This is a genomic window from Xenorhabdus stockiae, from assembly GCF_002632825.1.
GTDB classification, from domain to species: Bacteria; Pseudomonadota; Gammaproteobacteria; order Enterobacterales; family Enterobacteriaceae; genus Xenorhabdus; species Xenorhabdus stockiae.
In genome coordinates this window covers 1-25,847 of sequence record NZ_NJAJ01000008.1, presented here as the reverse complement: position 1 = coordinate 25,847, position 25,847 = coordinate 1, and the positions used below count along the sequence as shown (strand labels likewise).

Here is a 25,847-nt window from a genome sequence, read left to right as displayed (position 1 = left end):
TTTAAAACACCGGTTTTAAGGATGCAGGGTTCATGAATATCGATTCAAGAACAGAGTCTTAAGGATATAGCTTTAAAGGACACAAGCGTGAAAGTTTACTTGGTTGGCGGAGCTGTTCGTGATCAACTGTTGAATCTGCCGGTTACAGAAAGAGACTGGGTTGTTGTTGGCGGCAACCCTGAAGAACTCCTGTCACAGGGATATCAACAGGTCGGGAAAGATTTTCCCGTCTTCCTGCATCCTCAAACCCATGAAGAATATGCTCTTGCACGTACAGAGCGAAAATCCGGTCAGGGATATACCGGATTTACCTGTTATGCCGCTCCTGATGTCACACTAGAAGAAGATCTTTTGCGTCGGGATCTGACTATTAATGCCATCGCACAAACGGCCGAAGGTGAATTGATCGACCCATATCAGGGCGTTGAAGATCTGAAAAACCGCATCCTTCGTCATGTTTCAGCAGCATTTGCAGAAGACCCGCTGCGGGTATTACGACTGGCTCGCTTTGCAGCCCGGTTTGCACATTTAGATTTTTCCATTGCAACGGAAACGCAGGCGCTGATCACTGAAATGACAACGAGTGGTGAATTGTCATCCCTAACCCCTGAGCGAGTCTGGCGGGAAACTGAAAAAGCACTCGCATCTCAATCCCCACAGGTTTATTTTCAGGTTTTACGCAATTGTGGCGCTCTGGCTGTTCTTTTTCCGGAACTCAATACCCTGTTTGATGCCCCTCTCAAGCACACAGATACCGATATAAATATGGGCGTTCATTCTCTAAACGTCCTGAAAATGTCTACTTACCTGAGCACAGATACTGATATTCGGTTTGCTTCACTATGCACTCACATCGAAAGTGAACAGATTAAACAATTGTGTGAACGGTTACGTATTCCTAATTCTGCACGGGATCTTGCCGGTATCGTGGCTCAATATTCCGGTTGGGTACATACGGCTCAACAACTACCGCCAGAAAAAGTGCTGGCGCTGTTCAATGCCATCGATGTATGGCGCAAACCGCAGCGTCTTGAGCAGTTAATTGTCTGTAGTAAAGCCGATATCTGTGCCTCTACCTGCTCGAAAACACCACTCTATCCCTCTGAAAACTATTTACGCGGCGCTTTTACTGTAGCTGCTCAAGTCAGTGTTCAGCAAATCATTGCCCGTGGTTTTCAGGGAGCAGAGATTCGCGCAGAATTAGAGCGGCAACGCCGGCTTGCCATCGCTGACTGGGAACAAAGCCAGCACTAGCTAGCCTTACGTTCAATCACGACACCCACACTGGTTGCCTGTGCCACAGCGCCGGGCTTGCTGACTTTAATTCTGACCCACGGCGAGTGAAACTGATTCAGTAAAATATCCGCCACTTCTTCAGCCACTCGTTCAACCAGAGCAAAGCGCTGGTTTTCTACATGCCGGATCACCGTTTCACTAACCTGAGAATAATCCAGACAGTGCTCAACATTATCACTGGAAGCTGCGCGTTTATTGTCCCAGCCCATTTCGATATCGAACACCAGTTTTTGCTTAATCGTCTGTTCCCAGTCATATACGCCAATCGTAGTAATAACGGTTAATTCTTTAATAAATACGATATCCATCACGCTGTTTCCCCGTTTTTTAGTTCACCGGATACCACTTCCGACTAAATGTGCGTATTATCCATTGTTATAGTAAAGAAAACGACCCTTATTCATTGGACATTGGAGATATCTTATGAGTGCTATCGCGCTTGGTATGATCATCTTCGCGTATCTATGTGGCTCTATATCCAGCGCGATATTGATCTGTCGTCTGGCAGGATTACCCGATCCTCGCCAGCATGGTTCCGGTAATCCGGGAGCAACAAATGTACTGCGTATCGGCGGAAAAAGTGCCGCATTCGCAGTACTGATCTGCGATGTACTGAAAGGCATGATCCCTGTCTGGCTGGCATATAAGCTCAACATTCAACCCTTTTATTTAGGCATTATCGCTATCGCAGCCTGTTTAGGGCATATTTACCCGGTTTTCTTCCATTTCAAAGGTGGTAAGGGCGTTGCCACTGCATTCGGTGCCATCGCTGCCATTGGCTGGGATCTTATGGGGTTAATTGCCGGCACTTGGCTGCTGACCGTATTATTGAGCGGTTACTCCTCATTGGGCGCGATTATCGGTGCGCTGGTTGCACCTTTCTACGTCTGGTGGTTTAAACCTGAATTTACCTTTCCCGTCGCCATGCTTTCATGCCTGATACTTATGCGCCATCACGATAATATTCAGCGTCTCTGGCGAGGACAGGAAAGCCGTATCTGGCATAAACTGAAAAAGAAAAAAGAAATGACTGAAAAAGAAAAAGTTCAGGCAGAGAAGGAACAGCAACAACAGGACGATTAACACGAATGTCCCCGCGAGGGGGCTATTCCCTCTTTCCAAATAGCATGGAGAGACATAATTGATTGCCCCAAAAGAGATTACTTTTTTCCCGCCGCCAGATCCCCATGAAAATCCGTGGGTGCATGGAAAACCTATCGAAGAAGTTATCGAAGTCGTGGATTATGACCCTGAATGGGTCACTCAGTGGCAACAACTTTCTACTGATATAAAATCTGTACTGGGCAGCACAGTCCTCCGGCTGGAACATGTTGGCTCAACGGCTGTGCCTTATCTTGCCGCCAAGCCAATCATCGATATCGATCTTATTGTGGAAGATCCCATACAGGAAAAAAAGTATTTGCCAGCACTGGAAACGCTAGGTTACTACTTAACCGTACGTGAACCCAGCTTTTATCAGCATCGCTGTTTTCGTCTGGCAAAGCCAAGAGCCAACCTCCACGTATTTGGCCCTGCCTGCCCTGAACATATCCGCCATATTTTATTCCGCGACTGGCTCAGAAAACATCCTGAAGATCGGGAACGCTATATCTCTGCTAAACTTCAGGCAGCGGATAATGTAACTCACGTTATGGATTACAATCAGAGAAAACATGCGGTTGTGCATGAAATATACATGAAGATATTCAAGCACCAAGGCTTACTGTAGTTCTTAACATTGTAAAACCATTGTGAAGGGGGTTATATGAAAGCACTTGTTTATCACGGAGCCGGAAAAAAACTTTGGGAAGAGAAAGCGCCACCCCAACTCATTGAGCCCACGGATGCTATTGTTCGCATTGTCAAAACCACCATTTGTGGGACAGACCTGCACATCCTCAAAGGAGACGTTCCTACTGTTGAGCAGGGCCGGACACTGGGCCATGAAGGTATTGGTATTGTTGAGTCAATCGGCGATTCTGTCCGTAACCTCAAAGTCGGTGATAAAGTTATCATCTCCTGTATTACCGTCTGTGGTAGCTGTCCCTATTGTAAGCGCCAGCTTTATGCGCATTGCAAAGATGGGGGCTGGATCCTGGGGCATAAAATCGACGGTACGCAGGCAGAAAAAGTACGTATTCCCCACGCTGATAATAGTCTTCATCGTTTGCCGGAAGGTGTTGATGAAGAAGCCGCCTTAATGCTCAGCGATATTCTGCCGACCGGGCTTGAAATTGGTGTTATCAATGGCAGGGTTCAGCCGGGTCATACCATCGCCTTAATTGGTGCAGGGCCTGTCGGACTTTCTGCGCTACTGGCATCCCAGTTTTACTCTCCGGCACATATCATCATGATAGATACCGATGATAATCGCCTCAGCGTTGCTCAGCGGTTTGGTGCCAACACAATTATCAACCCGACACGGCAAAACGTGGTTGAAACCATCCACAAATTGACTGATGGCATTGGTGTTGACGTTGCTATTGAGTGTGTAGGGATCCCTGCGACTTTCCAGATATGTCAGGATATCATTGCCGCAGGCGGGTTTATTGCTAATGTTGGTGTTCATGGCAAACCCGTCGATTTACATCTGGAAAATCTCTGGATCAAAAATATCACCATCACCACTGGGCTGGTCAATACAAGCAGCACTCCCATGCTGTTGAAAAGCGTTCAATCCGGTAAGATTTCACCGGAAAAATTGGTCACTCACCACTATTCATTGAGTGAAATAGAGACCGCTTATGACATATTTGGGAATGCCGCCAAAGAGAAAGCATTGAAAATCGTCCTGTCAGCATAAATTGATGTAGCAGAAAAAGTTGTCATTCCGCAACTTTTCCTGCTACATGCTGAAACCCGCTGAAAAACAGCAGGTAAAACACGATACGACTGAGTGTCACAAAAACTATTTGCCATTCAACTGTTGTTGATACCTGTCTTGTTTTTCAGCATTTTCCGCCAACATTGAAAAATCTTTTACTGACCAGTAATGTTGCGGGGAAGGTAAGTCGTTCATGCTCTTTGTTGGCCATAACTGAAATTCAGCCAGTTTATCCAATGAAAAATCCCGATAGGAATCCGGTAACGAAAGGCGTAAAGCAAACTTTTCCTTGCCGAAAGGCATTAATGGATAACGATCATCTTGGGTTTCATAATTCCTGCGTAATACCAGAAACTTTTGTGGAATACGCTGGTAACTGTTCCACCATAAACCATCAACCTTATCAAACATCCTCTTTGTGCCTGACCTGTCGTAAGCGCCCAGCTCATTTAAGGCCATTGGCAGGATATTCGCAATCGCAACAGAAAAGTGACTCACAGAAGATGCCTGACCTTGCAGAATAAGCGTCAGCGCGAGTCTCGCGCCCAATAAGTTGGAGTAGAGATCTTCCGGGGAAAAGGCTGAAATCGCCTCTGAAAAACCGGGAATAGACTGATAACCGTACCATTGAGCAATCTCATGCCAAGCGGCTAACTGAAATGCCAGCTTTGCAGCCAGATACGCGCTCAGGGTATAGCGTTCTGCGGGATCTGTTGGCGGGGTAAATGCAAAAAAGCGAATCTTACGTGCTGCCAGCTCATCATCCAAAGACAATGTCCATTCCTGGCCAAGGCGCGCATAAATCTGGCTAAAAAGATAAAGCGTATAGTCCGCAGTATCCCTGACATGGGAAATATCAATGAATCCACCTTTCTCGGTATAGAGCAGGCCGATTTTTTCATTGCTGACACCCAATAACGCCGCGCTTGCACCAAGAAAGCTATCGTTATAGTGATGTTCTCCCAATTTATTGGCTTCAACAATATTATCAATATGATAGAGAGGCACAGAAAGCCCTAATGTATTCACTTTAAGGTCATAACCGAAAGCACAACATGCTCTTAGACCTTCAGGAGGTTGAACAGGAGGCAGGGCTAGCCAATCCGTTTTTGCCTGTTCATGTGTCGTACTTTTGAGCATCGGATCAATAGTTGTAACCGGTGCTGATTTGTTTTGGCAGGCTGTCAGCAGAAAACTTAACAATAGTGTGACCAAATACTTCAAAATGCTTCTCCAACCTGAAAATAAAACCCGGTACTGCCTTTTCCAATACCAAAATCTAACCTGACATTCATACGTGGCTTAAACTCAAAACGATAACCTACACCAATTGAAGGAAGCCAGTGTCGTTCTCCCAACGTTGACGGAGTATCACTTAACGTTCCCATTCCAACCCAACCGACAACGCCGTGACGCCAGTCCAGCTTATGCCTCAACTCCAACTGAGTTGTGAAAATATTTTTGTCGCGGTAACGCCCTTCATAATAGCCGCGCATACGCAGACTATTCCCTAGCAAAGATAGCTGGTTCCACGGTACTTCACCGGCACTAAAACGCGCATAGTTATCAAAAGCGAGTACCGTTTTTTCAGATAACTGGTGATAAGTCGAGAACTGTAACTGTGTCGTAGAGAAACGATAGTCTGCTCCTAATTCAGGAGAGAAATAGGTGTAAATCAGCTCAATCGCCTGACCATACTGCGGGTTGGGAAGGAAATCCCGGCTATCATAACTAAAGTATGCACTTACACCTGAACTGATAACCGAAGCCCCGCCAACAGACTGTTCAAAATATTTTTTTGCCTGAGCATCGGTATCACCGGCATTAACGGAGGAGAAATTCACTCCCAGCCCCATATAAGTGGCATCAGCAACGCGGTAAAGCACTCGGGGACGAATATCAAATTCACGCGAACGATAACTTTGTTTATTACTGTTATCTTTTCCCGCTCTGTAACCTTTCCCCCAATAATAGGTAGGTATGTTATTGAGGGTACCAGAAACAAATAACCGCCACTGGTCACTGGCAAGAAAGTTATAATTGGTGAAATTGAGGCCAAAAGCGCCGGTAGATGAGCCAAACCCACTGAGACCCAGTGAAGAGTTCTGGCTAGTATCGTCGTGACTGTCAGGGCGATAAAGTCCGACTACAGCTACACCAAGCCCCACTCCCATTTCCGGTGTATAAAAAGGGCCGGGCAATACACCCCAGTCAATTTTCTTGCTGGCGTCGAACTGATTATCGCCACCTAGCTCACTGAGCCAGCCGTCAATTTTTTTGCGGTCAGGCAGGATATCTGCATGAGCAGATGAGGTAGTCAAAATAAGAAGGCTGGACATCACCAGCCTTTTGATAATCGTAAAGCGCAACATTAAAAACGAAACTCACCGGAAATATAGAAGCTGTTTCGGTTACCAAAACCAACTTCTGATAATAGATTGAAATTACGGGTGACCTCAAAACGAGCACCAACTGTACTATTCCATTTATGAGCAAGATGTTGTTTGACGTCGAATCCCATATCGGGGTCATACTTAGTAAATCCACTAACAAACTTTCCTAAATCTCCAGTTAGATTTAGGTTCGCAATTTTACCTTTGAAACGCTGAGTAATATTCTGATACATAGCACCAGTCCAAATTTGGATTTTTGAATTACCTTGTCCTTCAAGTAATGGTGTAAAAATGAACTCATAACCAACTCGAGGAGTCACTACATAAGCAGTAATATCTCCATCCAAGATATCCAGATTTGTTCGTGTATAATTCGCATCTAGTGTTGCAAAAAATTGGTTATAGCCGCCAGCTAATGTTAGACCTCCGCCAAAAGTGTTACCTTTAAAATCTAGTGTGAAAGGCACATTTTTTACTACTGAGAAAGGCGGATAGCCAGGAACGCCAAAATCAAATAACACGTTCTCTATATTAGTTGAAGATGAACCTTTTGTTTTTCCATATACACCATAAATATTCAAAAATGGTAATGCCCAAGCATCCAGTTTAAGCATATGTGACTCACTACGACTACGAGTATTTCCTGCAATCACTGTTATGGCATCAGGAGTTTCAGGATTTTCAGGCATAATAAACCCAATTTTATCTACAATCACATTCTGGCGCAGGTTCATATAACCATAACTGACCCCGAATGGTTCAGGAAGATCATAGCCTTTGGCTCGGGCTTCATCCCCCCAAATCGGCAAAATGCGGGACTCTGATTTAGCGGAATGGGATAAACTACCATCGCTATTAGTTTGCTGTACACCAGACTCAGTCATCGTCAATGAAAAAAGTGGGCGCTCACTGTCTGCATAACTATATGAAGTTACAAGGCAGAATGCAGTTGCTAACAATTTGCTATAGTTAGTTAAGGTCATAATAAACTCAAAGGAAAAATGGAGGACTCGGCAGACTAGCATAACCTCTGCCACTTAAAGTTAACCTAAAATGCTTAAAAATGAATAACTAACATGAAATAAATCATTTAAAGTTGATTGTTTTTCATCCTAATTATTTCATATACTCTCGATAAACTGACTAAATCGGAGCAAATAACCATCAGGATCCTGCACGAGAAACTCGCGCTGACATACCGAAGTCTCGCCGATGCAATAATGATTATCTGTTACTGATCGATACAATTTAATACCGTTATCCTTCAGACTAACCAGTAAAGAAGTAACATTATCCACTTCAATTTGGAGATTAATCCCACACCCCAGTGGCTTACTCAACTCTCCGGTATTCCAGCCACTATCATGAAATGCTTCCAGCATGAGTTGTGCTTCCCCTAAACTCAGATAAGCAAAATCGGGATCTTCCCTTCTTATCAAAACGTTAAAACCCAATATGCGCTGATAAAAATCAAAAGAAAGCGAAAAATCCGTAACCGTCAGCTCAGGAACCATTCGGTTCCAATAGGTTATATCAGTCGTTGTATTCATATCTATCCGGTTTATTCTGATTTCCTATCTACAAAAACATTATGGCAGCTTATGAATAAATAGAGCATCTATGGAATGTGAGTTAGCCAGAGTTTTTTGCTAAAAATCGTATTATCATGATGTCCAAATATGTTAAAAACACACTTTATTAGTTTGTCCCCCCCAATATTGGTTACACCGCATTGAAAATGAAGAAAAAACGCCCTGTTTTACAAGATGTTGCAGATCTCGTCGGTGTCACAAAGATGACAGTCAGCCGTTTCTTACGCAATCCCAACCAAGTTTCTGAACCTCTGGGAAAACGGATTGCGGCAGCTCTGGATCAACTGGGGTACATTCCTAATCGTGTGCCGGATATTCTCTCCAACTCCACCAGCCGAACAATCGGTGTTTTACTGCCTTCACTGACTAATCAGGTATTTGCTGAAGTAATCCGCGGTATTGAATATATGACTGACCGTCATGGCTATCAGACTATGCTTGCTCATTACGGTTACTCTGCACAGAAAGAAGAAGAACGTCTGCTTTCCCTGCTTTCCTATAATATTGACGGTCTGATACTGGCTGAACGAACGCATACTCCTAAGACACTAAAATTACTGGAAACTACCGGTATTCCCGTCGTCGAATTAATGGACAGTGTCTCACCCTGCCTTGATGTCGCTGTCGGTATTGATAATTTTGAAGCTGCACGTCAGATGACGGAATCCATGCTCGGACGTGGATGCCGGAGTATCGTCTATCTCGGTGCCCGACAGGATGAAAGGACACTGATACGTCTACAGGGCTATGAAGTGGCAATGCGCAGCGCTGGCCTACAACCAAAGAAAATGATGACGACGGCGAGTTCATCCTACTCATTAGGCGCCCAGCTCTTACAGGAAACCTGCCTGAAATACCCTGATGTCGATGGACTATTTTGTACCAATGACGATATCGCGATTGGTGCTATTTTTGAATGTCAGCGTCAGGGGATCAACGTACCGAAAGATATCTCTGTTGCCGGTTTTCACGGGCATGATGTTGGTCAGGTAATGACACCAAAACTTGCCAGTGTATTGACTCCTCGTGACCAAATGGGGCGCAAGGCGGCAGAAGCATTACTCGCTCGCCTGAAAGGTGAAAAACTGGAACAAACCCTTATTGATGTTGGGTTTACACTTTCATTAGGCGAAAGTGTTTAATTTTTGTAGCTTAATATGATGCTTTCCCACCTTCAATTGCGATAAGCCTCACATTTTCCTTTTTTGCCAATCTTGATTGATTGCTCACCATCCTTTGCTACTGATAATGTTGCCGATAGATAGTTACCGGTAACATTACACGGGTAATATTTCACAGAGAAAATTTTGCAGATCAGTCACAAGGATAGCCAAGTGGCAAAATCTGCATAAAGGAGTTTTATATGAGCGATACCCAGCGACCAAACCACGTTTTTATATTGATGGGGGTATCCGGCAGCGGTAAATCTGCCGTTGCCAATGGTGTTGCCCGTGAACTGGGTGCCGCTTTTTTAGATGGTGATTTTCTTCATCCCCGCGCCAATATTCAGAAAATGGCTGAAGGCCATGCCCTAAATGATGATGATCGCCAACCGTGGCTGGAAGCTCTCAACGATGCCATTTTTGCCATGCAACGTACTAATAGCGTTTCTTTGCTGGTGTGTTCAGCCCTGAAAAAACACTATCGGGATATCCTGCGTAACGGCAATAAAAATCTGTCATTTTTGTATATGCAGGGGAATTTTGAATTAATTGAAAGCCGCCTGAAAGCTCGTAAAGGGCACTTTTTCAAACCGCAAATGCTTATCTCACAATTTGAGACACTGGAAGAGCCGACAATTGATGAAAAAGATGTTCATTTCATTGATATCAAACCGAGTCTTGATGAAGTAATTAACAATACAATTACAACAATTGAACGTATTACTGAGGGACATTCATGAGTACATTAACGTTGGTGCTGACAGCTGTCGGCTCTGTTCTTCTGTTACTGTTTTTAGTGATGAAGGCCAGAATGCACGCCTTTATCGCCTTAATGCTGGTTTCAATGGGAGCCGGTATGTTTTCCGGTATGCCATTAGAAAAAATTACCCAAACGATGCAAAACGGCATGTCCGGCACACTGGGCTTCCTTGCTGTCGTTGTTGCGCTCGGTGCAATGTTTGGAAAAATCCTGCATGAAACGGGCGCATTGGATCAGATTGCTGTGAAATTACTGGGTAGTTTCGGTGAAAAAAGGGCTAATTATGCACTGGGTGTTGCGGGGCTTATCTGTGCATTACCCTTGTTTTTTGATGTGGCAGTCGTATTGTTGATAGGTGTGGTTTTTGCTGTTGCGCGCCGGACTGGCGGTAATGTCGTAAAACTGGCGATCCCTCTGTTTGCCGGTGTTGCAGCGGCGGCGGCATTTTTGGTACCGGGGCCGACGCCAATGATGTTGGCTTCCCAAATGGGTGCGGATTTTGGCTGGATGATCCTGATTGGCCTGAGTGCAGCAATTCCCGGCATGTTACTGGCTGGCCCGATATACGGTAATTTCATCAGTAAACATGTCACACTGGATTTACCCAACGATCTGAGTACCCCAAGCATCGGTAAGAGCCAGATGCCTTCCTTTGCTTTAAGTCTGGCATTGGTACTGTTCCCTCTGGTATTAGTCGGTTTGAAAACTATCGCCGCCCGTTTTGTTGATCAACAATCAACCCTGTATCAGTGGCTGGAATTTATCGGACATCCGTTTACTGCGATTTTAATTGCCTGCCTGGTGGCTATTTATGGTCTGGCAATCCGTCGTGGTATGAGCAAAGAAAAAGTGATGGAAGTGTGCTCTGCGGCACTCCAGCCAGCTGGAATTATCCTATTGGTGACTGGTGCGGGCGGAGTCTTCAAACAGGTGCTGGTTGATTCCGGTGTAGGCCCAGCATTAGGTAACGCATTGGTTGGGGCTGGTCTGCCAATCGCTCTGGCCTGTTTTATTCTGGCGGGAGCTGTGCGTGTGATTCAGGGTTCTGCCACTGTTGCCTGCCTGACCACTGTCGGCTTAGTGTTGCCTGTTATCGGTGAATTAGGTTATTCCGGTGCACAAATGGCAGCACTATCCGTCTGTATCGCAGGGGGTTCACTGATCCTCAGCCATGTCAACGACTCCGGTTTCTGGTTGTTCGGCAAATTTACCGGAGCAACTGAAGGACAGACCTTAAAAACCTGGACGATCATGGAAACGATTTTAGGCACCACCGGGGCCATTATCGGTATGATCTATTTCGCCCTGCTGTAATAAGCTTAAAAAATTAACGGCACGTTATCTGATGGATAAGGTGCCGTTTTTCATTTCAAAGTATTCCCATAAAGGTCTCAACTGGAACGTTGAAGAATTTAGAAAACCCTTTTACCTGTTCGAGTGTCATCGCTCTTTTTCCATGAATAATCTCTGAAATAACACTCTGAGTCGCAATCTCACGTAAATCTATCTGCTTTAATTTTCTCTCTTTGATAAAAAATGAGAGGGCTTCTGCCGGGCTTACATGCGGAACTTTAACGTTCTGCTTTTCATACTCATACACCCGATCAGTTATCAATTCAGCCAATTGAGCTGAAATATCTTTGACATCATTAGAGTACGAGTACAACTCATCGATAATCTCCATTCTTGCTTTAAGATCTTCATCATTTTCGATAGGCTCCATACAAGCAGAGAATAATAAAGAAACGGAACTAAGTTGATCAGATATTGCCCGTAATATAACAGGTAAATTTTTAAGGAGTTCCTCAGTTCCTGCTGAATTGAGTAATACTTTTCTCATCATTCACCTTTTCGATTTAGTCTGGTTTTTCCACCACTTATCGTACTCAGCGTGTGAACAAACATCTTTGACGTACAGAGAGCCAGAATGAGGGTTAAGCCATGCAATAATGCGACATTTATTTTTATGTATATCAAAGACATAAATATCAAGAGGCCCCTTCTTACTCCCTTTCTCCAATAATTCATGTGGTATACGGTCAACATTCCATCCAGAAGAATTTTTCCAGACATTCAAAATCTGACTGTATGATTCAAAACGTAAAGATGATTTGTCAAACACATCCAGCCACAGTTTTAAACCGACTTTCCACTGAGCATGTTTTAACATTGCATCCGTTATGGTTTTAACCGAGATCACTCGCATGCCTGATTCTCATGATATCGCAATATGCGATATTTGCCAAAAACCCATCGCAAATAGAATGACATTTGCTCACATCATGTTGCAATATGAAGAGTTTTTGAGGATACCACTCAAGGTAAGCAGAAAATATATTGGTTCAATTAAGTCACAATAAAGCAGGCAAGTCATTCCAACCGTCCTGCCCTCACCACCGATTTACTCCCCAATTAAATCAATAAACTGCTTATAAAGCCCTTCCGCACTACGTTCATAACCCGCAGCAGAAAGGTGGATATAATCAGGACGTGCAAGACCCTGTTGCTCCCAGATGCGAATTGAGCATGTTCCTCCCATAAATGCCTGCCAGTTCCAGAACAAAGTATGTTGTTTGCTGGCGACTTCCTGCTGAATCCGAATAACATCTCTAAGCAAGGCAGGTTGCTGCTCTTCACAACCTATCGCATGTTTGTTTTTCAAAGAATCATTCGGGCCAATCAGCAGGATCACCGCGTCGGGTATCACACTGCGGATCTTCTGTATTTTCGCGGTCAGTTCCTGACGATAGCCATCAAGGTCTAAAGCATCATTAAAAGCCTCATTCGTGCCATAGGCGAGAATAACTAAATCCGGCTTCAATTGTGCCAGAGTATTAATCCATTCCGGCTGCCATTTATTCAGCATATTAATGGTCGCGCCATTAATCCCGAGTGCAGATAACAGAACCCCGCTATTCTGGCGACTTATCAGCCAGCCACCAATTTTTAACTGAGCATCGTGTGCGGAGAGCTTAAGCGGAAAAAAAACAGGGTGATCCGGTGAAAAATGCCATTCACTTTGTGTCGCAGGTAATCGCCATAAAAGAGAGGATTGCGGCTTCAAATAAGTTTCATCATGAGACTGATAAAGAACACGCATTCGATACTTGTGATTATCAGGCGGAGATAAATTTATTGTTATTGTGCTTCCAGCACGTTCAGGCATAGCGATAAACCCACCCAGAGGAAAATCAGCCCTGTCCTCTTTTCGGCTGGAAGAAAGCCACCAGCCCGTCTTATCACCGGAGAATTTAACTCTCGCATTGCGCTGGCCCGCAATTGTCATCGGGCTGACAAAACCTGGCCCCGCATCGCCATAGCGTTGCTGAAATAAATCCCGTAGCTTACCTGTGAAAAAATCAGCAGCAGTATGGGAGTCTCCTAATTGTACGATATGCAGCGTCTGGGAATGGCTGTGGCGCAATTTATCAGCCAACAATGCGAGATTAGGCTCAGAAAAGTCCACTAGCTGCTTCTGATAATTTATCTGCGTTACCTGAGATTCCGATGGAGGTAGAGGCTTTTTCTCATGGCATGATAATAAGCCCATAGAAAGCAAGAGGATTAAACCTGCACCCATTAACCGGTAAAACCTATGGAACTGTCTGAATGGTTGCATTTTCCTCAACTGGCTCCTGAATAGCGGTGATTAATGAAAAGATAGAGTCAGCAATGACTTTCTGCCCACTCAAACTAAAGTGAATACCATCACCACTTCTGAGTTTGATTGTACTGCTGCCATCACCAATATAATCTGAGTAATTTTCTGACTGATATTTGAACATATCATTGACGGAAACATAAATCTCACCCATTTTTGCCACCTCCGCCTGATACAATTTACTGAGGTAAGCCATATTGCCGGAAAGCTTTTTCTGACGCATATTAGGCGGCCCGATCCAGATAACATCAACATTATGCTCACGGGCATCATTAAGGATAACTTCAATCCTCTGGCGATAAACACTTTCCCAACTTTCACTCGCAAATTTCAGGTAACTTTCTCCGGGCTTGGCAGGAATACCCCACGGATCATTCGGCCCTAAAAATACGATAACCAACCTGATATCCGGATCCTGATTTAACGCATTGCGGATCGCTTTCGGCCAGTCAAAGAAACCAGAATAGGTCAGTCCGGTATTTTGTCTGCTCAAATTGATGCCGGAAATACCATATTCCTGATAAAGACGGCGCTTCAGATGTGGAGCCACTCCTTGCATCATCGAATCTCCGGCAAAAAGTACCTTATCCCTGTTTCCTAACCTGACCTCCGTTTTCTGAATAATCTCAACGGAACGATTGATCTTTTGATTATTGACCAATAAAGGTGATAATGGGATTTTAATATCCTTCCTTAATAAATCAGGAAACTTTAAATAACGACTCTCTACCGGATAAATATAGCCCTGCAAAAAATGTAACCCAACCTGAAATTCAGGTAATAACGCGGAGGAAAATCCGCCATTATCACGAGCTTGCTGTGATTTCTCCTGATGATGACCGCCTGCATGTGCTATAAACGTCTCACCAGCCGCAACAACCCCTTTCTGTATATTATTCCCCAAATCCCATAGCGGCTCACCTTTCAGAACAGTCCACGGGCTATTACGGTGATATTTCTGCTGCCAAAAATTATCCAGTGAACTTTGATTCAGCCAGATTAACAGTAGTGTGGTCAAAAAAACGATGAAAATAACCCGTCCGACATTCTTAAATGTAGATGTAAATTCAGAAGTTAGCATAGATAAACCCAGGCATTCCGGAAGGTGACAATATAAATACCAATGTGAGAACCAGTGCCAGAGGAACCGGATAATATAGCCATGAAATATGCCGGAAATTTCTTTCCATTGAATTTCTGATCTTCGCCAGTAATGGATAAGCAATAAACAGCCCCCAAAAGGTGGCTAGCAAAGCACTACTGGAAAGCAAAGATGCCAAGATATCACCGGAGAAAAGCTGACCCAATACCGTCAAAGCATCATTCAGTGTTGGGCTTCGGAAAAACACCCATGCCAGACAAACAAAATGGAATGTCATCACACGGGATAAAAATAACAAAACAGGGTTGTTAGCTGATATTTCATGACGTTTTCCTGATGAAGAGAACAGGAAGCGCTTTATATTGTGGAAGATTAGCCCCAGACCGTGAATAGCGCCCCAAAGAATAAAATTTATTCCCACACCATGCCACAATCCAGAGATAACCATCGCAGCAAACAGATTCAAATTTTTGCGGATAGCGCCCTTTTTATTTCCTCCCAGAGGAATATAAACATAGTCACGGATAAAGGTGGACAGGCTAATATGCCAGCGACGCCAAAACACCTGCAGGTTCTCTGCCAGATAAGGGGCATTAAAATTCTGCGGTACTCTGAAGCCGAGTAATAACGCTATCCCTGTTACCAAATCGGTATAACCGGAAAAATTAAAATAGATATTCCATGCATAAGCATAAATCGCTACCAAAACCTGACCTGCATGATAACCAGCCGGATCCTCAAATACCGGATTAACGAAATTTTCGGTCAGTGTTGCACTGAGCAGAAATAGCTTTCCAACAGCCAGCGCAATCAAAAGCAAGGCTTTCAAGGGTTCCAGAATGATTCTGGATGATGCCTGAATCTGTGGTAGAAAATCTTTGGCCCGATTGATCGGGCCTGCTACAAGGCTTGGAAAAAAGCAAAGATATAGGATAACGTCAGGTAATGAGGCGGGTGAAAGTTCTTTCTTACAGACAGAAACTACATAACTGACTGAGTGAAAAACATAAAATGACAAACCTAACGGTAATAACAGTTCAAGAACCGGTAGCTCTACATTAAGACCTATACTACCTAATGCCTGTTGTATTGCCTCCTGAAAGAAAGAATAGTATTTAAATGCAGTAAAACAGCTAAGGATACCCAATGTCAGTAAAGTAAATATAATTTTATGAGATAAATACCGACTGAGAATATTGGCTAAAAAGTAAATAAACAGAGTGTAGATGAATAGAACATAAACAAAATTTGCTGAAAAAGAGAATATAAATAAATAACTAACTAAAATTAACAATCCATTTTGTAGCCTGGGGGCTTTCTGTAACAGCCAGTAAACAAAGAGCAGAATAACAAATGCTCCAAGAAACTCAAAAGAAAAGAAGTTCATATTAGGCTCTAGCTAACCATTTATCATTGTAGGAAAAACACAATCCCGATCCCCTCTATGTTATGGAATTTGTTTATATTTACAATAGATAATATATCGATTGCTTTTTTATTAGCTATATACCGTTTCCTCTGGCATGTACTCCCAAATCTATTAACTGAAGATGTCGTAATAAAAATAATCCGCAGCGTAATTAATACGGTGCGGATTATTTGATGAATTACCATATTACTTGCCTTATTGGCTATAACTATCGTATTCCAGTACCTGTGAAATCAATTCCTTATTTCCATCAAATACCCGGTGTAAATAACGATTATAGACAGCACCTAATTCAGAATAACCATGCAAATTATCGATAAGTTTGCTGGTATTCAGCGGCTTCTGCTCTGTTCGTTGCCTGGCGCGTGAAATACGCAGTGACTCATAAGCACGGTGCGTATTCATATTTTTCATATAAGCAATGACCGAATCTTCAATCGTATCATAGACGGAATAGCCTTTGACTTTCCCTTTGGCATGACCACATGATCTACAGCGCATTCCAAACAGGTTATTGTTTTTCTGCGCAAGTTCTGATGTTCCCCAACCAGATTCTGCTGCGGCCTGAGTAGCAACAAAATGGGTTGGAATGATGTCAACTCTACTAATTAACTTCTGCCAATTGGTGCGTTGTGGTGAGGTACAAGTCATTTTGTAATCAGAACAGATCCTTTGCAACCTCCTGATATCCTGTGCAGACCATTTAGAAGTATGATGGTGTGACAGAACCCACTTACGGTCTCGCATAATCTGTTGATTATGCTTATCAATTACAGGGACAACAAGGTTCAAAAACGCTTTCTTTCTGGGTACGCCAGAAGGGTATTTTCGCAAATCAGGCAAATGATGTTTGATGCCACTGTGAGAATACTCTTCCATTTTTGAGCTATTTTTTGAAGCACTGCTCAAACCAGTAAAGATTAAAGAGAGAAAGAAAGCGAAGACCGCAGTTGTCCTCATCATTCGAGAGGGCATTTGCTTCTCCTCGTTTTATTACTCTGGTTGAAAACACACGAATATTAACAAAGCAATTAACCTATAGCTATCTTTATTCGTGATTCGCACAAACTATTTACGTAACGAATATTAGCACGTTACTGATAATAATCTATATTTTTCACTCAACATAGTAAATAAGTGTAATAATTATTGGATTTTTATCCCGAAATAACACCTATTAACATATTAATTTACCACCTAAAAATAGAAAACTCATGTTCAGAAAAACATTATCAACCCATTTATTTTAAATAAAAAAATCACCATCCACCCACGTTTACTCGATTGATAAAACATTAGTGATACTACATCAATTATCAGATATGATTTTATCTATTTCTCATTATCTATTTTGCTGGTTAGTTATATTTAAACAATAAAGTTAAATAAGTAATAGGGTCATTTTAAATCAATTGATTTAATATAACCTCATCCACACTTATCCTATCAATAAAAATTGAATCTCATCTTTCATTATAATTAAATACATTCTCAAATAAAAAACACATTACTAATATCGGTAAAATTCTATTTTCTACGGTAGTCGATATATTCTTTTGAACCAATTAAAACGATATCAATTGGAAAATAATTAGGGAGCCTAGGCTCCCTAATTGGATATGATAAGAAATCAACAGAAAACTACAACCACTTGGCAACCCCGCCATGGCGAGAGCATGCACCTTTACGTGATTTGCTCTTACTATATGTTCCGTCTTTACAAAGCGCGGTATTCACCGCTTTTGTTGGAGTCGCTTTCCTTTTCTTTGTTGATTTCTTACTGTTCTTCTGCACTTGTTTTTCTAATGAACCGGTTTTATTTTTTACCGATTTTATACTTTTTTCGACGGGTATCACAGGTTTAGAAACAGGCTCTGTTGGTACTGCTGGCGCTGCAAGTACTGCACTTGAAAACAACACCAGTAATGCCGCAACTGATAACTTCAAGTTCTTCATATATAAATCCTCTGGTTAGAAGTACTTTAACCCGAAATCAACTCTTGCAGTTTGGAGTATAGCTTTGAATGATGCGATTACAAACTTAACATAAATAATGGTTATAACTTAATAGACTATGAAAACATTTATTCAACGTAAGGGGAAAATAAAAAATCAAGTTTAATTATATAGTAATCCAATACCTGTTTCTGACTGGAAAAGAAAAGGGGATTGATTCATTGACTTATAAAAAATCAATGGCTATTGAATGTTTATTAAAACCAGATAAATTCATTTGTTTTCTGAAAACAATAAAAAAATAAAATAACCATGAATTCACAATTTCATATGAAATGTGTTCTTCAATTAATTATTAAAAACAATGAAAGGTTAATTTACAATCAGATTTTTATTTAAATGGGTACATACCGTAGATCTTTCCTTCATTCATGATTTAACTTGTTTTAAATATATAATGAAGAACGTATAATATTCTTTATATTACATTAGGCTACATTATTTTCACAATTGGATCACCTTATGAATACAGAATCTATGCTTGTACCATCGTTCGAACACCAAAACAGTTCGACACAGTTAATCGATCAAATTGCTCAAGAGAAAGTAAATGCATTAGTTGATAAAATTGATATTTTTCAACCAACTTCTGTAATTAGCTATGGTGCTAAACCAATGGGAGAAATTGCTCGTTTTGCTGACTCTTTATTGGAAAATGTCCGCTCAAAAGATACAGGAGCTATTGGTAATAAGTTATCAGACTTGGTCATGTTTGTTCGAGAGAATGGTGCTTTAACTAATGAAGAAAAAACAAGCAGTTTTTTCAGAAATCTACCGTTGATTGGAGGATTGTTCAAAAAAGCCGAGCGTTCAATTATTGATAGCAAAACGTTAACACAACAGGTTGATGCTATTACCTCCCATCTTGATAACTCAATGACTACTCTAATTCGAGATATCAATATATTAGAACAACTCTATGCCCGTAATTTAAGTTTTTATAAAGAAATAACCCTTTACGTAGAAGCGGGTAAACAAAAACTGGAGCTAGTGAGAAACGAACTTCTGCCGGAGCTGCACATGAAAGCTGAAGCATCCAAAGATATGATGGATGCACAAAGCGTCAGAGATCTAATAGAGAATATCACCCGATTTGAGCGCCGTATTCATGATTTGGAACTATCGAAAGCGGTAGCTGTTCAAACAGCTCCACAAATCCGTATTGTACAGAGTAATAATCAGCAGTTGGCAGAAAAAATTCAGAGCAGCATTATGACTACTCTGCCAATCTGGAAAAGCCAGTTAGTATTGCAACTATCCCTTAATGCGCAAGGTAAAGCAGCCAAATTACAGAAAGAAGTCAGCGATACTACAAATGAATTATTGCGCAGAAACGCAGAAATCCTACAACAAAACAGTATTGCCGTAGCGACAGAAGTTGAACGTTCCATTATTGACGCAGAAACTTTACGCGAAGTGCAAGATCGTCTGGTTAACACCATCGAAGAAACCATGCACATAGCTTCCGAAGCAAAAACAAAACGCGCTCAGGTGGAACTAGAGCTCACCAATATGGAAGAAAATCTGCGTCAACGTTTAAATGCTGCAGTGAAAAAATATCAATAATTAGCTCGTTCAAAAAAGAATTGTTAATTTTTTAGACAAGGGCCTTCCTTATAATATTATGGGAGGTTTTAAAAGGATGATTTTATATTGTGGATACATTAAAAAAATTCACGTTTCGCTTACTGGTTCATTTTATAGGACTGATGACTGGCTCTATAGCCATATATCTAACAACGAAGTTGAAACTCTGGGAAGGGAATTATAATTCATCTACTGAAGGATTTATTGCTCTATCTAACTACATTGGCCTAGTTGCTTTGTGGCCTCCCCATAGCGAGTGTAACTCTAACACTCGACAGTCAATTATTATTGTATTACTACTAATATTGTGTGCTGTTGCTAACTTATTACCTATATTCCTGCTATTTGCAGGGATGACTATGTTACTTATCAAATTCACAGGCAAGAACTTAGTAAAAGGTGAGCGATTTTTTCTATTGATAATTGGATATCTCATTTTCATATCAGGATTTATAAGCAATTTAAAATTATTCTCAATTTGGTTCTGTATTATATATGTAGTGCTAGTTGTTGTAGCCTGTAAATCCGAGCAGAAAAAAATTAATGAAGAAATGAAATGTATTGAGGATGAAATAAAAAAATCAGCAAGTGAGACAGCAAAAATAGTGGGCTCAAATAGCAATCAGAAAAATGAAAATATACTAGAGGCTTTCAAAGAATATCGTCACCAATTGGCGTTAGTCATGATGCATAAAACTAATGTGCCGAGCGAGATCGGTCCTTATCTTGATATAATTGAAGAAAAAACCTACGCCATCATCACATGTATGGAAGAAGATGAAAGAGATATACCACAAGGAACTGTATTCCTGAATCGTTATTTACCTATGATTAGGAGCACAGTTGAATCTTTAGCTACTCTTAAACAGCATCAGGCCAGCAGCTCCCAATTTCAGGAAGCTAACTTACTGGCCATACAGAGCCTGCAGGAAATGAGCATCGCGTTTAGTGAAATGCACCAAAATCTGTTGGATAACAATGTTGATGATCTGATGGCTGATTTGAAATCGATGAATCAGCTAGTACGCTCCCAAGGCTTTGAATTGAAAAAATAGCGGCTCAAAGTCATCAGGAAAATAAGGCTGGTCAAAACCAGCCTTAAATCTTCGCTAATATCAGGCTTTAAACGTAAGCCATGGCCTGACTCTTGCCACTGATTTAATTAATCCAGCTTGTTCCTGAACTTCAATGACAGATGTAATGGGTTTATAAGCCGAAGGTGCCTCTTCCCGTAAACGCTCACTTTTCAGAGTAATGCACTGCCACGGCAAACCGCGATTTTCTTGTGGTTTTAGAGCCTTACTACGCATCTCCTGACGGCGTACTGAACGACCGGCACCATGTGAGCATGACCATAACCAGTCTGAATGACCTTTTCCCATGACGAGATAAGAATAATCCCCCATTGAACCGGGAATTAATGCCAACTCCCCGGCTCGCGCCGGAGTTGCACCTTTACGGTGAAGGTTCATTCCCTGTTCAGGAAAAATAATATTATGCGAGAGATCGACAAGCAGACGGCTTTTATCCTGTTCGAATACCTTTTGCCATTGCGAACGCACTAATTCAGTCAGGACAATACGATTCGCCCACGCATAACGTGCAGCAACACCCATCGCCAATAAATATTCCTGAGCATGTTCCGCCGTCAGACCAAACAGACCGGAAGCCGGATATTTTTCTGCCGCAGGCCAAAGTGCCTTCGCTTTATCAGACCAACGCTGACCAACATAAAACCCAACATCCCGTGAGCCGGTATGGATCATTATCAAGATATCCCCCTCGCGCAGACCAGCAGCATAAGCGGCATGTCTGTCGAAAATAGTATCCACGATCTGCAACTCAACAAAGTGATTACCAGAGCCAACCGTTCCCAGGCTGGCTGGCCGGATAATTTCCCGCTGCTCAAAAAACGCTTCCGGAGCATATCGACTATGAGCTTTTACTGCATGTGTACTCAATACTGCGTTTAATTCAACATACATCCGGCTGAAATCAGCCTGCTGCCAAATTCCTTGTCGGGGTAATTCCTGCAACCACGCAGCCAATCCCTCATCAAATAAGGCGCTAAATGATCGGGGAGTAACAGGAACATTGCGTTGATCTAGTAGTAAGACGTTTTTTAGCTGCTGAACCAATGCTTCTTTCTGGCTGTTTGCTTCTTCATAGCTCAACCCGGTTGTCAGCAGACGCATACCACAATTAATATCCGTACCAATTGCAGCAGGGATCACTAAATCTTCTGTGGTTGCCACAACACTGCCTACAGGCGCTGTCGTGCCTGGATGAAAATCTGGTGTTGCACGAGCCTGACAAACTTTTGCATCACTGCCGGGAACCCGAACCGAAGCCAAATCAAGCAATTGCTGTACAGCTTTTTCTTCCAGTGGCAAAGATTCCGGTAACAGGACTTTGGCTTCCACCTGATTTTGATTGAAATGATAAGTATTGTTTTCGTAATAAGTTTCAATTCACTGACGGGACAGACGTTTTTGTAAACGATTTAATGTAGACATGTAAGCTACCTAGAAAAACAAAAAATCGCTTCTTCCGTTTTGAGGGGGAAGAAGTCTTGTTTTTCCTGCAGCAGCATAATTCAGGAAGATTTGAGCTGGGTATACTAGTTGTAGAAATTCAAGATGTAAAGAGGATTCATTAATCTAATTGTTAAATTTTAATCTTTGCTTAATTGAACTCTTCTCGGTTTTGCTCATCTGGCTGCGACCTATCAACCATAAAATCAGGCGTAGGATTTTCATCATCAAACCAACTGTCCCAATGAGCTTTATTTTGATATCTCAATTTATTGGATTCACATATTAAGCGCAACACCTTGCCCTCCGCTACTTTTGCGAGCATGATCGCAATACCTTTATCCATTAATCAGACAGCTTAAATGCCTACTATCAAAGAACTACAAGTCGCTATTTCAAACCTTTCTGTCTGGCGCAAAGGCGATCAACGTGCACCTCATAAGCCACTATTATTACTGTATGTACTCTCTCAGTACCAGAAAGGCCACGAAAGACTGTTTGATTATGGAAAAGAAATCCACCAGCCATTATTAAATCTTCTGGCTCATTTCGGGCCAAGACGTAAAAGCCACGAACCCCATTTACCATTCTGGCGGTTGCGGGGCGATGGTTTCTGGGAATTACAGAATACTGAACTATGCACACCACAAAAAGGCAGCAAACAGCCGCCAAAACGCGAACTGATTGAATTTGGTGTTAAAGGTGGTTTCGAGCCACAAAGCTACCAACTGTTACGTAGTAAACCCGCCTTAATCGATAAACTGGCACAACAGATACTTAGTGAGCATTTCCCTGATAGCATACAGGAGCTGATTGCCAATCAACTGGATTTCTCTTTGAGTGATATCCGCAAGATGCGAGATCCCCATTTTCGTCAGCAAATACTACGAGCCTATAACTATGAGTGTGCAATATGCGGTTATAACCTTCGGCATGATGATACCCCCGTCGGTCTGGAAGCGGCCCATATCAGATGGAAGCAATACGGTGGGCCATGTACGATAAATAACGGTCTCGCTCTCTGTTCATTGCACCATTCTGCATTCGATATGGGTTCCATCAGTATTGACGATAATATGAGATTATTGGTATCAGAGAGCATTAATGGCGGCCCGATGGTCAGGCAGTTATTCTGGAATTTCGCGAATCAGTCAATATTACTTCCCAAACAAAAAGATTATTATCCGTCAGAAAGCTTTGTTATCTGGCATCGCAATCAGGTCTTTAAGCAATAACGTGTAAATATTAAAAAAGGGAGTCAAATGCTCCCTTCTAGCTAAATTTAATACTGAATTACTGACCTGCTTTCAGTTTCTGGAAATAGTCTTCATACAGAACATTGGCATTACCAACATCGCTCTGCCATTCCCCTTTCTGGATCACTGATTCATCAGGATACAGTGACTTATCCCCTGATACAGAAGCTGGCAATAATTTTTTCGCAGACAGATTCGGTGTCGGATAACCGATGGTTTCTGCAACTTGGGCCGCAATCTCTGGACGCAGCAAGAAGTCAATCAGCTTCATCGCACCTTCGACATTTTTAGCATTTGCCGGAATAGCCAGACTATCCATCCAGAAAATTCCACCTTCTTTCGGCCAGATAATATCAATAGGCGTTCCCGCCTGACGGGCAACATAAGCAGAACCTGTCCACATCATGCCGACATCAACTTCACCTTCCATAAATGGATTAGCAGGGTTATCTGAATTGAACGCCAGTACATTTGGCATCAGCTTTCTCAGTTCCTGATACGCCGCTTCAATCTCCTTGGGATTTGTCGTATTGCCGGAATACCCCAGCTTCAGCAACGCCATCTGAAAGACTTCACGGGCATCATCCGTCAATACCAAACTGTTTTTGTACTCAGGCTTCCAGAACTCAGCCCAAGAAGTCAGCGTTTTTGGATCGATATTATCGCTGTTAACACCAATCGCTGTCGCACCCCAAATATAAGGAATGGAATATTCGTTTTTTGGGTCAAATGACTTATGCAGCAGATTAGGATCAAGATTATGGAAATTCTTGAGCTTACTGGTATCGATTTTTTGCAGCATCCCTTCTTTGCTCATCTTGGAGACAAAGTAAGTGGAGGGCACAACCAAATCATAAGCGCCGTCTTTATAAGTTTTCAGCTTGGTGTACATGCTCTCATTGGATTCATAGGTGGAATAAATCACCTTGATTCCGGTTTCTTTAGTGAACTGGTTGAGCAAGCCAGGCGGAACGTATTCAGTCCAGTTGTAAAAATAGAGTGTCTTGCCATCATTCTCGGCAGCAGCATTTACCGAACCAATGCTTAATGCCATCATCCCGGCGGCTAACAGATAGAACCACTTTTTCATGCTGTTTTTCATGTAGTGTTTCCCCGCAGTTGATGCGTTATTATCGCGTCATTCCCATATACAGCAGGCTCGATATAAACCTACCCCAAAAAACGGCTATTATAAAAGCGCCCTTACATGGGGTAAAGCCGCTTATCATGTGTAAGTCTGTGAATTGTACAATTAGGTGGATTCAGTTGTACAATGAACAAAAACCATACATATAAAGCTAAGAAGGAACATCATGGACACATTTACTATTTCACAAACTCGTGAAAACTTGGCTGCTGTTATCGATAAAGCTGTAGCTGGTCAACCAGTGGAGATCACTCGACGTGGCAGAGAATCAGCTGTAATTATTAGTAAAAAAGAATTTGAAGCACTTCAAAAAGCAAAATTGGATACCGAATTTGCTGATATCGTCGGGCTATTCGATAAATCAAACAGAGAATTAACAGATCGATGATTAGGCACGTCACTCCAGATGAAGTCATTGCTCTTCATAATTAACCTGAATTCTGGATAAGAAATTGACGAGAGGCCTGTTCCAGGAGCAAAGTTTTGGTGAAAGCCTAAAACGACTCCGGGGAGGAACAGGCCATGGACAAGTTAGTTGAAATTTTCTGCGATGTCGACGACTTTTGTCGTCTTTTCATCCCCCAGTGGGCGCAGTTTTGTCTCGATAACGGATACCGCCTGCGCCGCAGACAAGGCCGCATGTATCCCAGTGAAATCATGACAATTTTAATCCTCTTTCAGCGGTCGCATTACCGTGATTTTAAAAACTTTTATTTGGAGCATATCTGGCAATACCACCACCGCGACTTCCCCTCCTTGCTCAGTTATACCCGTTTTATCAGCGTTGCCCCGTCCGTTTTGGTCCCCTTATCCAGTTATCTGACTCAATTAAAAGGAAAACCGACAGGCATTGCTTTTATCGATTCCACGAGTTTGCGCGTTTGTCATAACATCCGTATTCCTCGTCATAAGGTCTTTCAGGGCATAGCGCAACGCGGAAAAACCTCAATGGGATGGTTCTATGGGTTCAAATTACACCTGATTATTAGGGGCTGTGGATGTTTTGTGAGGGGAATTGGAACGGCATGATGATCTGGTATCCTTGTTTTCGCCAAAAAACCGTTACCTTGAGAACATCATGCCAAGA

26 protein-coding genes and 1 pseudogene are annotated in these 25,847 nt (G+C 42.3%); 12 read left to right on the top strand and 15 right to left on the bottom strand.

The features are described from left to right. Positions 1-87 precede the first annotated feature (87 nt). Complete coding sequence (locus tag Xsto_RS05225; protein WP_099124301.1) at positions 88-1,254, top strand: multifunctional CCA addition/repair protein; 1,167 nt, start codon at positions 88-90, stop codon at positions 1,252-1,254. Here the strand turns inward: Xsto_RS05225 and folB are convergent. Beyond that, positions 1,251-1,604, bottom strand: coding sequence for a bifunctional dihydroneopterin aldolase/7,8-dihydroneopterin epimerase (gene folB / locus Xsto_RS05220; protein ID WP_099108992.1), 354 nt, complete (start codon positions 1,602-1,604; stop codon positions 1,251-1,253). The two genes, Xsto_RS05225 and folB, sit on opposite strands and share 4 nt — an antisense overlap. A gap of 115 nt (positions 1,605-1,719) precedes the next feature. Between folB and plsY the strand changes: the two genes are divergently transcribed. Genes plsY through Xsto_RS05205 form a run of 3 tightly spaced genes read left to right on the top strand, consistent with a single transcriptional unit; the run spans position 1,720 to position 4,099 of the window. Then, positions 1,720-2,379, top strand: coding sequence for a glycerol-3-phosphate 1-O-acyltransferase PlsY (gene plsY, locus Xsto_RS05215; RefSeq protein ID WP_099108993.1), 660 nt, complete (start codon positions 1,720-1,722; stop codon positions 2,377-2,379). 58 nt (positions 2,380-2,437) lie between these two features. Beyond that, positions 2,438-3,025 carry a GrpB family protein gene (locus tag Xsto_RS05210; RefSeq protein ID WP_099124300.1) on the top strand — a complete coding sequence of 196 codons (588 nt, stop codon included), beginning with the start codon at positions 2,438-2,440 and terminating at the stop codon, positions 3,023-3,025. Positions 3,026-3,061: 36 nt separating this feature from the next. Beyond that, the gene (locus tag Xsto_RS05205) at positions 3,062-4,099 is read left to right on the top strand and encodes a zinc-dependent alcohol dehydrogenase family protein (RefSeq protein ID WP_099108995.1); all 1,038 of its coding nucleotides are present in this window, start codon (positions 3,062-3,064) and stop codon (positions 4,097-4,099) included. Positions 4,100-4,204: 105 nt separating this feature from the next. Here the strand turns inward: Xsto_RS05205 and Xsto_RS05200 are convergent, their stop codons facing one another. The 4 genes from Xsto_RS05200 to Xsto_RS05185 form a co-directional block, all read right to left on the bottom strand. Then, positions 4,205-5,347 (bottom strand): DUF4056 domain-containing protein, encoded by a 1,143-nt coding sequence (locus Xsto_RS05200; RefSeq protein ID WP_244590343.1) that lies wholly within the window; start codon positions 5,345-5,347, stop codon positions 4,205-4,207. Further along, positions 5,341-6,492 carry a BamA/TamA family outer membrane protein gene (locus tag Xsto_RS05195; RefSeq protein ID WP_099124299.1) on the bottom strand — a complete coding sequence of 384 codons (1,152 nt, stop codon included), beginning with the start codon at positions 6,490-6,492 and terminating at the stop codon, positions 5,341-5,343. Before Xsto_RS05195 ends, Xsto_RS05200 begins: the two co-directional genes overlap by 7 nt. Further along, the gene (locus tag Xsto_RS05190) at positions 6,492-7,496 is read right to left on the bottom strand and encodes a hypothetical protein (RefSeq protein WP_099124298.1); all 1,005 of its coding nucleotides are present in this window, start codon (positions 7,494-7,496) and stop codon (positions 6,492-6,494) included. The genes Xsto_RS05195 and Xsto_RS05190 overlap by 1 nt, the downstream gene beginning before the upstream one ends. Positions 7,497-7,634: 138 nt before the next feature. After that, positions 7,635-8,063 carry a bleomycin resistance protein gene (locus Xsto_RS05185; protein ID WP_099124297.1) on the bottom strand — a complete coding sequence of 143 codons (429 nt, stop codon included), beginning with the start codon at positions 8,061-8,063 and terminating at the stop codon, positions 7,635-7,637. A gap of 188 nt (positions 8,064-8,251) precedes the next feature. On the opposite strand from Xsto_RS05185, the gene gntR reads away from it, so the two are divergent. From gntR to gntU, 3 genes are all read left to right on the top strand, one after another. Further along, a complete protein-coding gene (gene gntR, locus Xsto_RS05180) occupies positions 8,252-9,247 on the top strand; it encodes a gluconate operon transcriptional repressor GntR (RefSeq protein WP_099124296.1) in 996 nt (331 codons plus the stop codon). A gap of 221 nt (positions 9,248-9,468) precedes the next feature. Further along, complete coding sequence (gene gntK, locus Xsto_RS05175) at positions 9,469-10,008, top strand: gluconokinase (RefSeq protein ID WP_099124295.1); 540 nt, start codon at positions 9,469-9,471, stop codon at positions 10,006-10,008. After that, positions 10,005-11,342 carry a gluconate transporter gene (gntU, locus tag Xsto_RS05170; RefSeq protein WP_099124294.1) on the top strand — a complete coding sequence of 446 codons (1,338 nt, stop codon included), beginning with the start codon at positions 10,005-10,007 and terminating at the stop codon, positions 11,340-11,342. The genes gntK and gntU overlap by 4 nt, the downstream gene beginning before the upstream one ends. 55 nt (positions 11,343-11,397) lie before the next feature. On the opposite strand, the gene Xsto_RS22120 is transcribed toward gntU, so the two are convergent. The 7 genes from Xsto_RS22120 to Xsto_RS05130 form a co-directional block, all read right to left on the bottom strand. Beyond that, positions 11,398-11,871: a helix-turn-helix domain-containing protein gene (locus Xsto_RS22120; protein WP_141554492.1), complete on the bottom strand. Its 474-nt coding sequence runs from the start codon at positions 11,869-11,871 to the stop codon at positions 11,398-11,400. Next, positions 11,872-12,234 (bottom strand): type II toxin-antitoxin system HigB family toxin, encoded by a 363-nt coding sequence (locus Xsto_RS05160; RefSeq protein WP_211284288.1) that lies wholly within the window; start codon positions 12,232-12,234, stop codon positions 11,872-11,874. Positions 12,235-12,429: 195 nt separating this feature from the next. Beyond that, positions 12,430-13,647: an SGNH/GDSL hydrolase family protein gene (locus Xsto_RS05155; RefSeq protein ID WP_099124292.1), complete on the bottom strand. Its 1,218-nt coding sequence runs from the start codon at positions 13,645-13,647 to the stop codon at positions 12,430-12,432. Beyond that, a complete protein-coding gene (locus tag Xsto_RS05150; protein ID WP_099124358.1) occupies positions 13,622-14,770 on the bottom strand; it encodes an SGNH/GDSL hydrolase family protein in 1,149 nt (382 codons plus the stop codon). Before Xsto_RS05150 ends, Xsto_RS05155 begins: the two co-directional genes overlap by 26 nt. Next, positions 14,757-16,178: an MBOAT family O-acyltransferase gene (locus tag Xsto_RS05145; RefSeq protein WP_099124291.1), complete on the bottom strand. Its 1,422-nt coding sequence runs from the start codon at positions 16,176-16,178 to the stop codon at positions 14,757-14,759. The genes Xsto_RS05150 and Xsto_RS05145 overlap by 14 nt, the downstream gene beginning before the upstream one ends. Positions 16,179-16,415: 237 nt before the next feature. Continuing rightward, positions 16,416-17,195, bottom strand: a complete 780-nt coding sequence (locus Xsto_RS05135; RefSeq protein WP_099109008.1) for a protein bax — start codon at positions 17,193-17,195, stop codon at positions 16,416-16,418. A 666-nt stretch (positions 17,196-17,861) separates the two neighbouring features. Then, positions 17,862-18,176 (bottom strand): DUF3761 domain-containing protein, encoded by a 315-nt coding sequence (locus Xsto_RS05130; RefSeq protein ID WP_099109009.1) that lies wholly within the window; start codon positions 18,174-18,176, stop codon positions 17,862-17,864. A gap of 522 nt (positions 18,177-18,698) precedes the next feature. Between Xsto_RS05130 and Xsto_RS05125 the strand changes: the two genes are divergently transcribed. Both Xsto_RS05125 and Xsto_RS05120 read left to right on the top strand, forming a co-directional pair. Further along, positions 18,699-19,802, top strand: coding sequence for a toxic anion resistance protein (locus tag Xsto_RS05125; protein ID WP_099124290.1), 1,104 nt, complete (start codon positions 18,699-18,701; stop codon positions 19,800-19,802). Between the two features lie 89 nt (positions 19,803-19,891). Further along, on the top strand, positions 19,892-20,878 hold the full coding sequence (locus Xsto_RS05120) for a hypothetical protein (protein ID WP_141554491.1): 987 nt from the start codon (positions 19,892-19,894) through the stop codon (positions 20,876-20,878). 60 nt (positions 20,879-20,938) lie between these two features. Here Xsto_RS05120 and Xsto_RS05115 read toward each other — a convergent pair whose 3' ends face one another. Continuing rightward, a complete protein-coding gene (locus Xsto_RS05115) occupies positions 20,939-22,246 on the bottom strand; it encodes an RtcB family protein (protein ID WP_244590340.1) in 1,308 nt (435 codons plus the stop codon). A 262-nt stretch (positions 22,247-22,508) separates the two neighbouring features. After that, positions 22,509-22,703: an AbrB/MazE/SpoVT family DNA-binding domain-containing protein gene (locus tag Xsto_RS21855; protein WP_193756876.1), complete on the bottom strand. Its 195-nt coding sequence runs from the start codon at positions 22,701-22,703 to the stop codon at positions 22,509-22,511. Positions 22,704-22,719: 16 nt separating this feature from the next. Here Xsto_RS21855 and Xsto_RS05110 point away from each other — a divergent pair, with 16 nt between their 5' ends. Beyond that, on the top strand, positions 22,720-23,592 hold the full coding sequence (locus Xsto_RS05110) for a phosphorothioated DNA-binding restriction endonuclease (RefSeq protein WP_099124288.1): 873 nt from the start codon (positions 22,720-22,722) through the stop codon (positions 23,590-23,592). 58 nt (positions 23,593-23,650) lie between these two features. Here Xsto_RS05110 and potD read toward each other — a convergent pair whose 3' ends face one another. Then, complete coding sequence (potD, locus tag Xsto_RS05105) at positions 23,651-24,703, bottom strand: spermidine/putrescine ABC transporter substrate-binding protein PotD (protein ID WP_099124287.1); 1,053 nt, start codon at positions 24,701-24,703, stop codon at positions 23,651-23,653. A gap of 223 nt (positions 24,704-24,926) precedes the next feature. Here potD and Xsto_RS05095 point away from each other — a divergent pair, with 223 nt between their 5' ends. Both Xsto_RS05095 and Xsto_RS05090 read left to right on the top strand, forming a co-directional pair. After that, positions 24,927-25,148, top strand: coding sequence for a type II toxin-antitoxin system Phd/YefM family antitoxin (locus Xsto_RS05095; protein WP_099124286.1), 222 nt, complete (start codon positions 24,927-24,929; stop codon positions 25,146-25,148). 134 nt (positions 25,149-25,282) lie between these two features. Then, positions 25,283-25,759 (top strand): annotated as a pseudogene (locus tag Xsto_RS05090) (transposase); the annotation flags it as partial. Positions 25,760-25,847 lie beyond the last annotated feature (88 nt).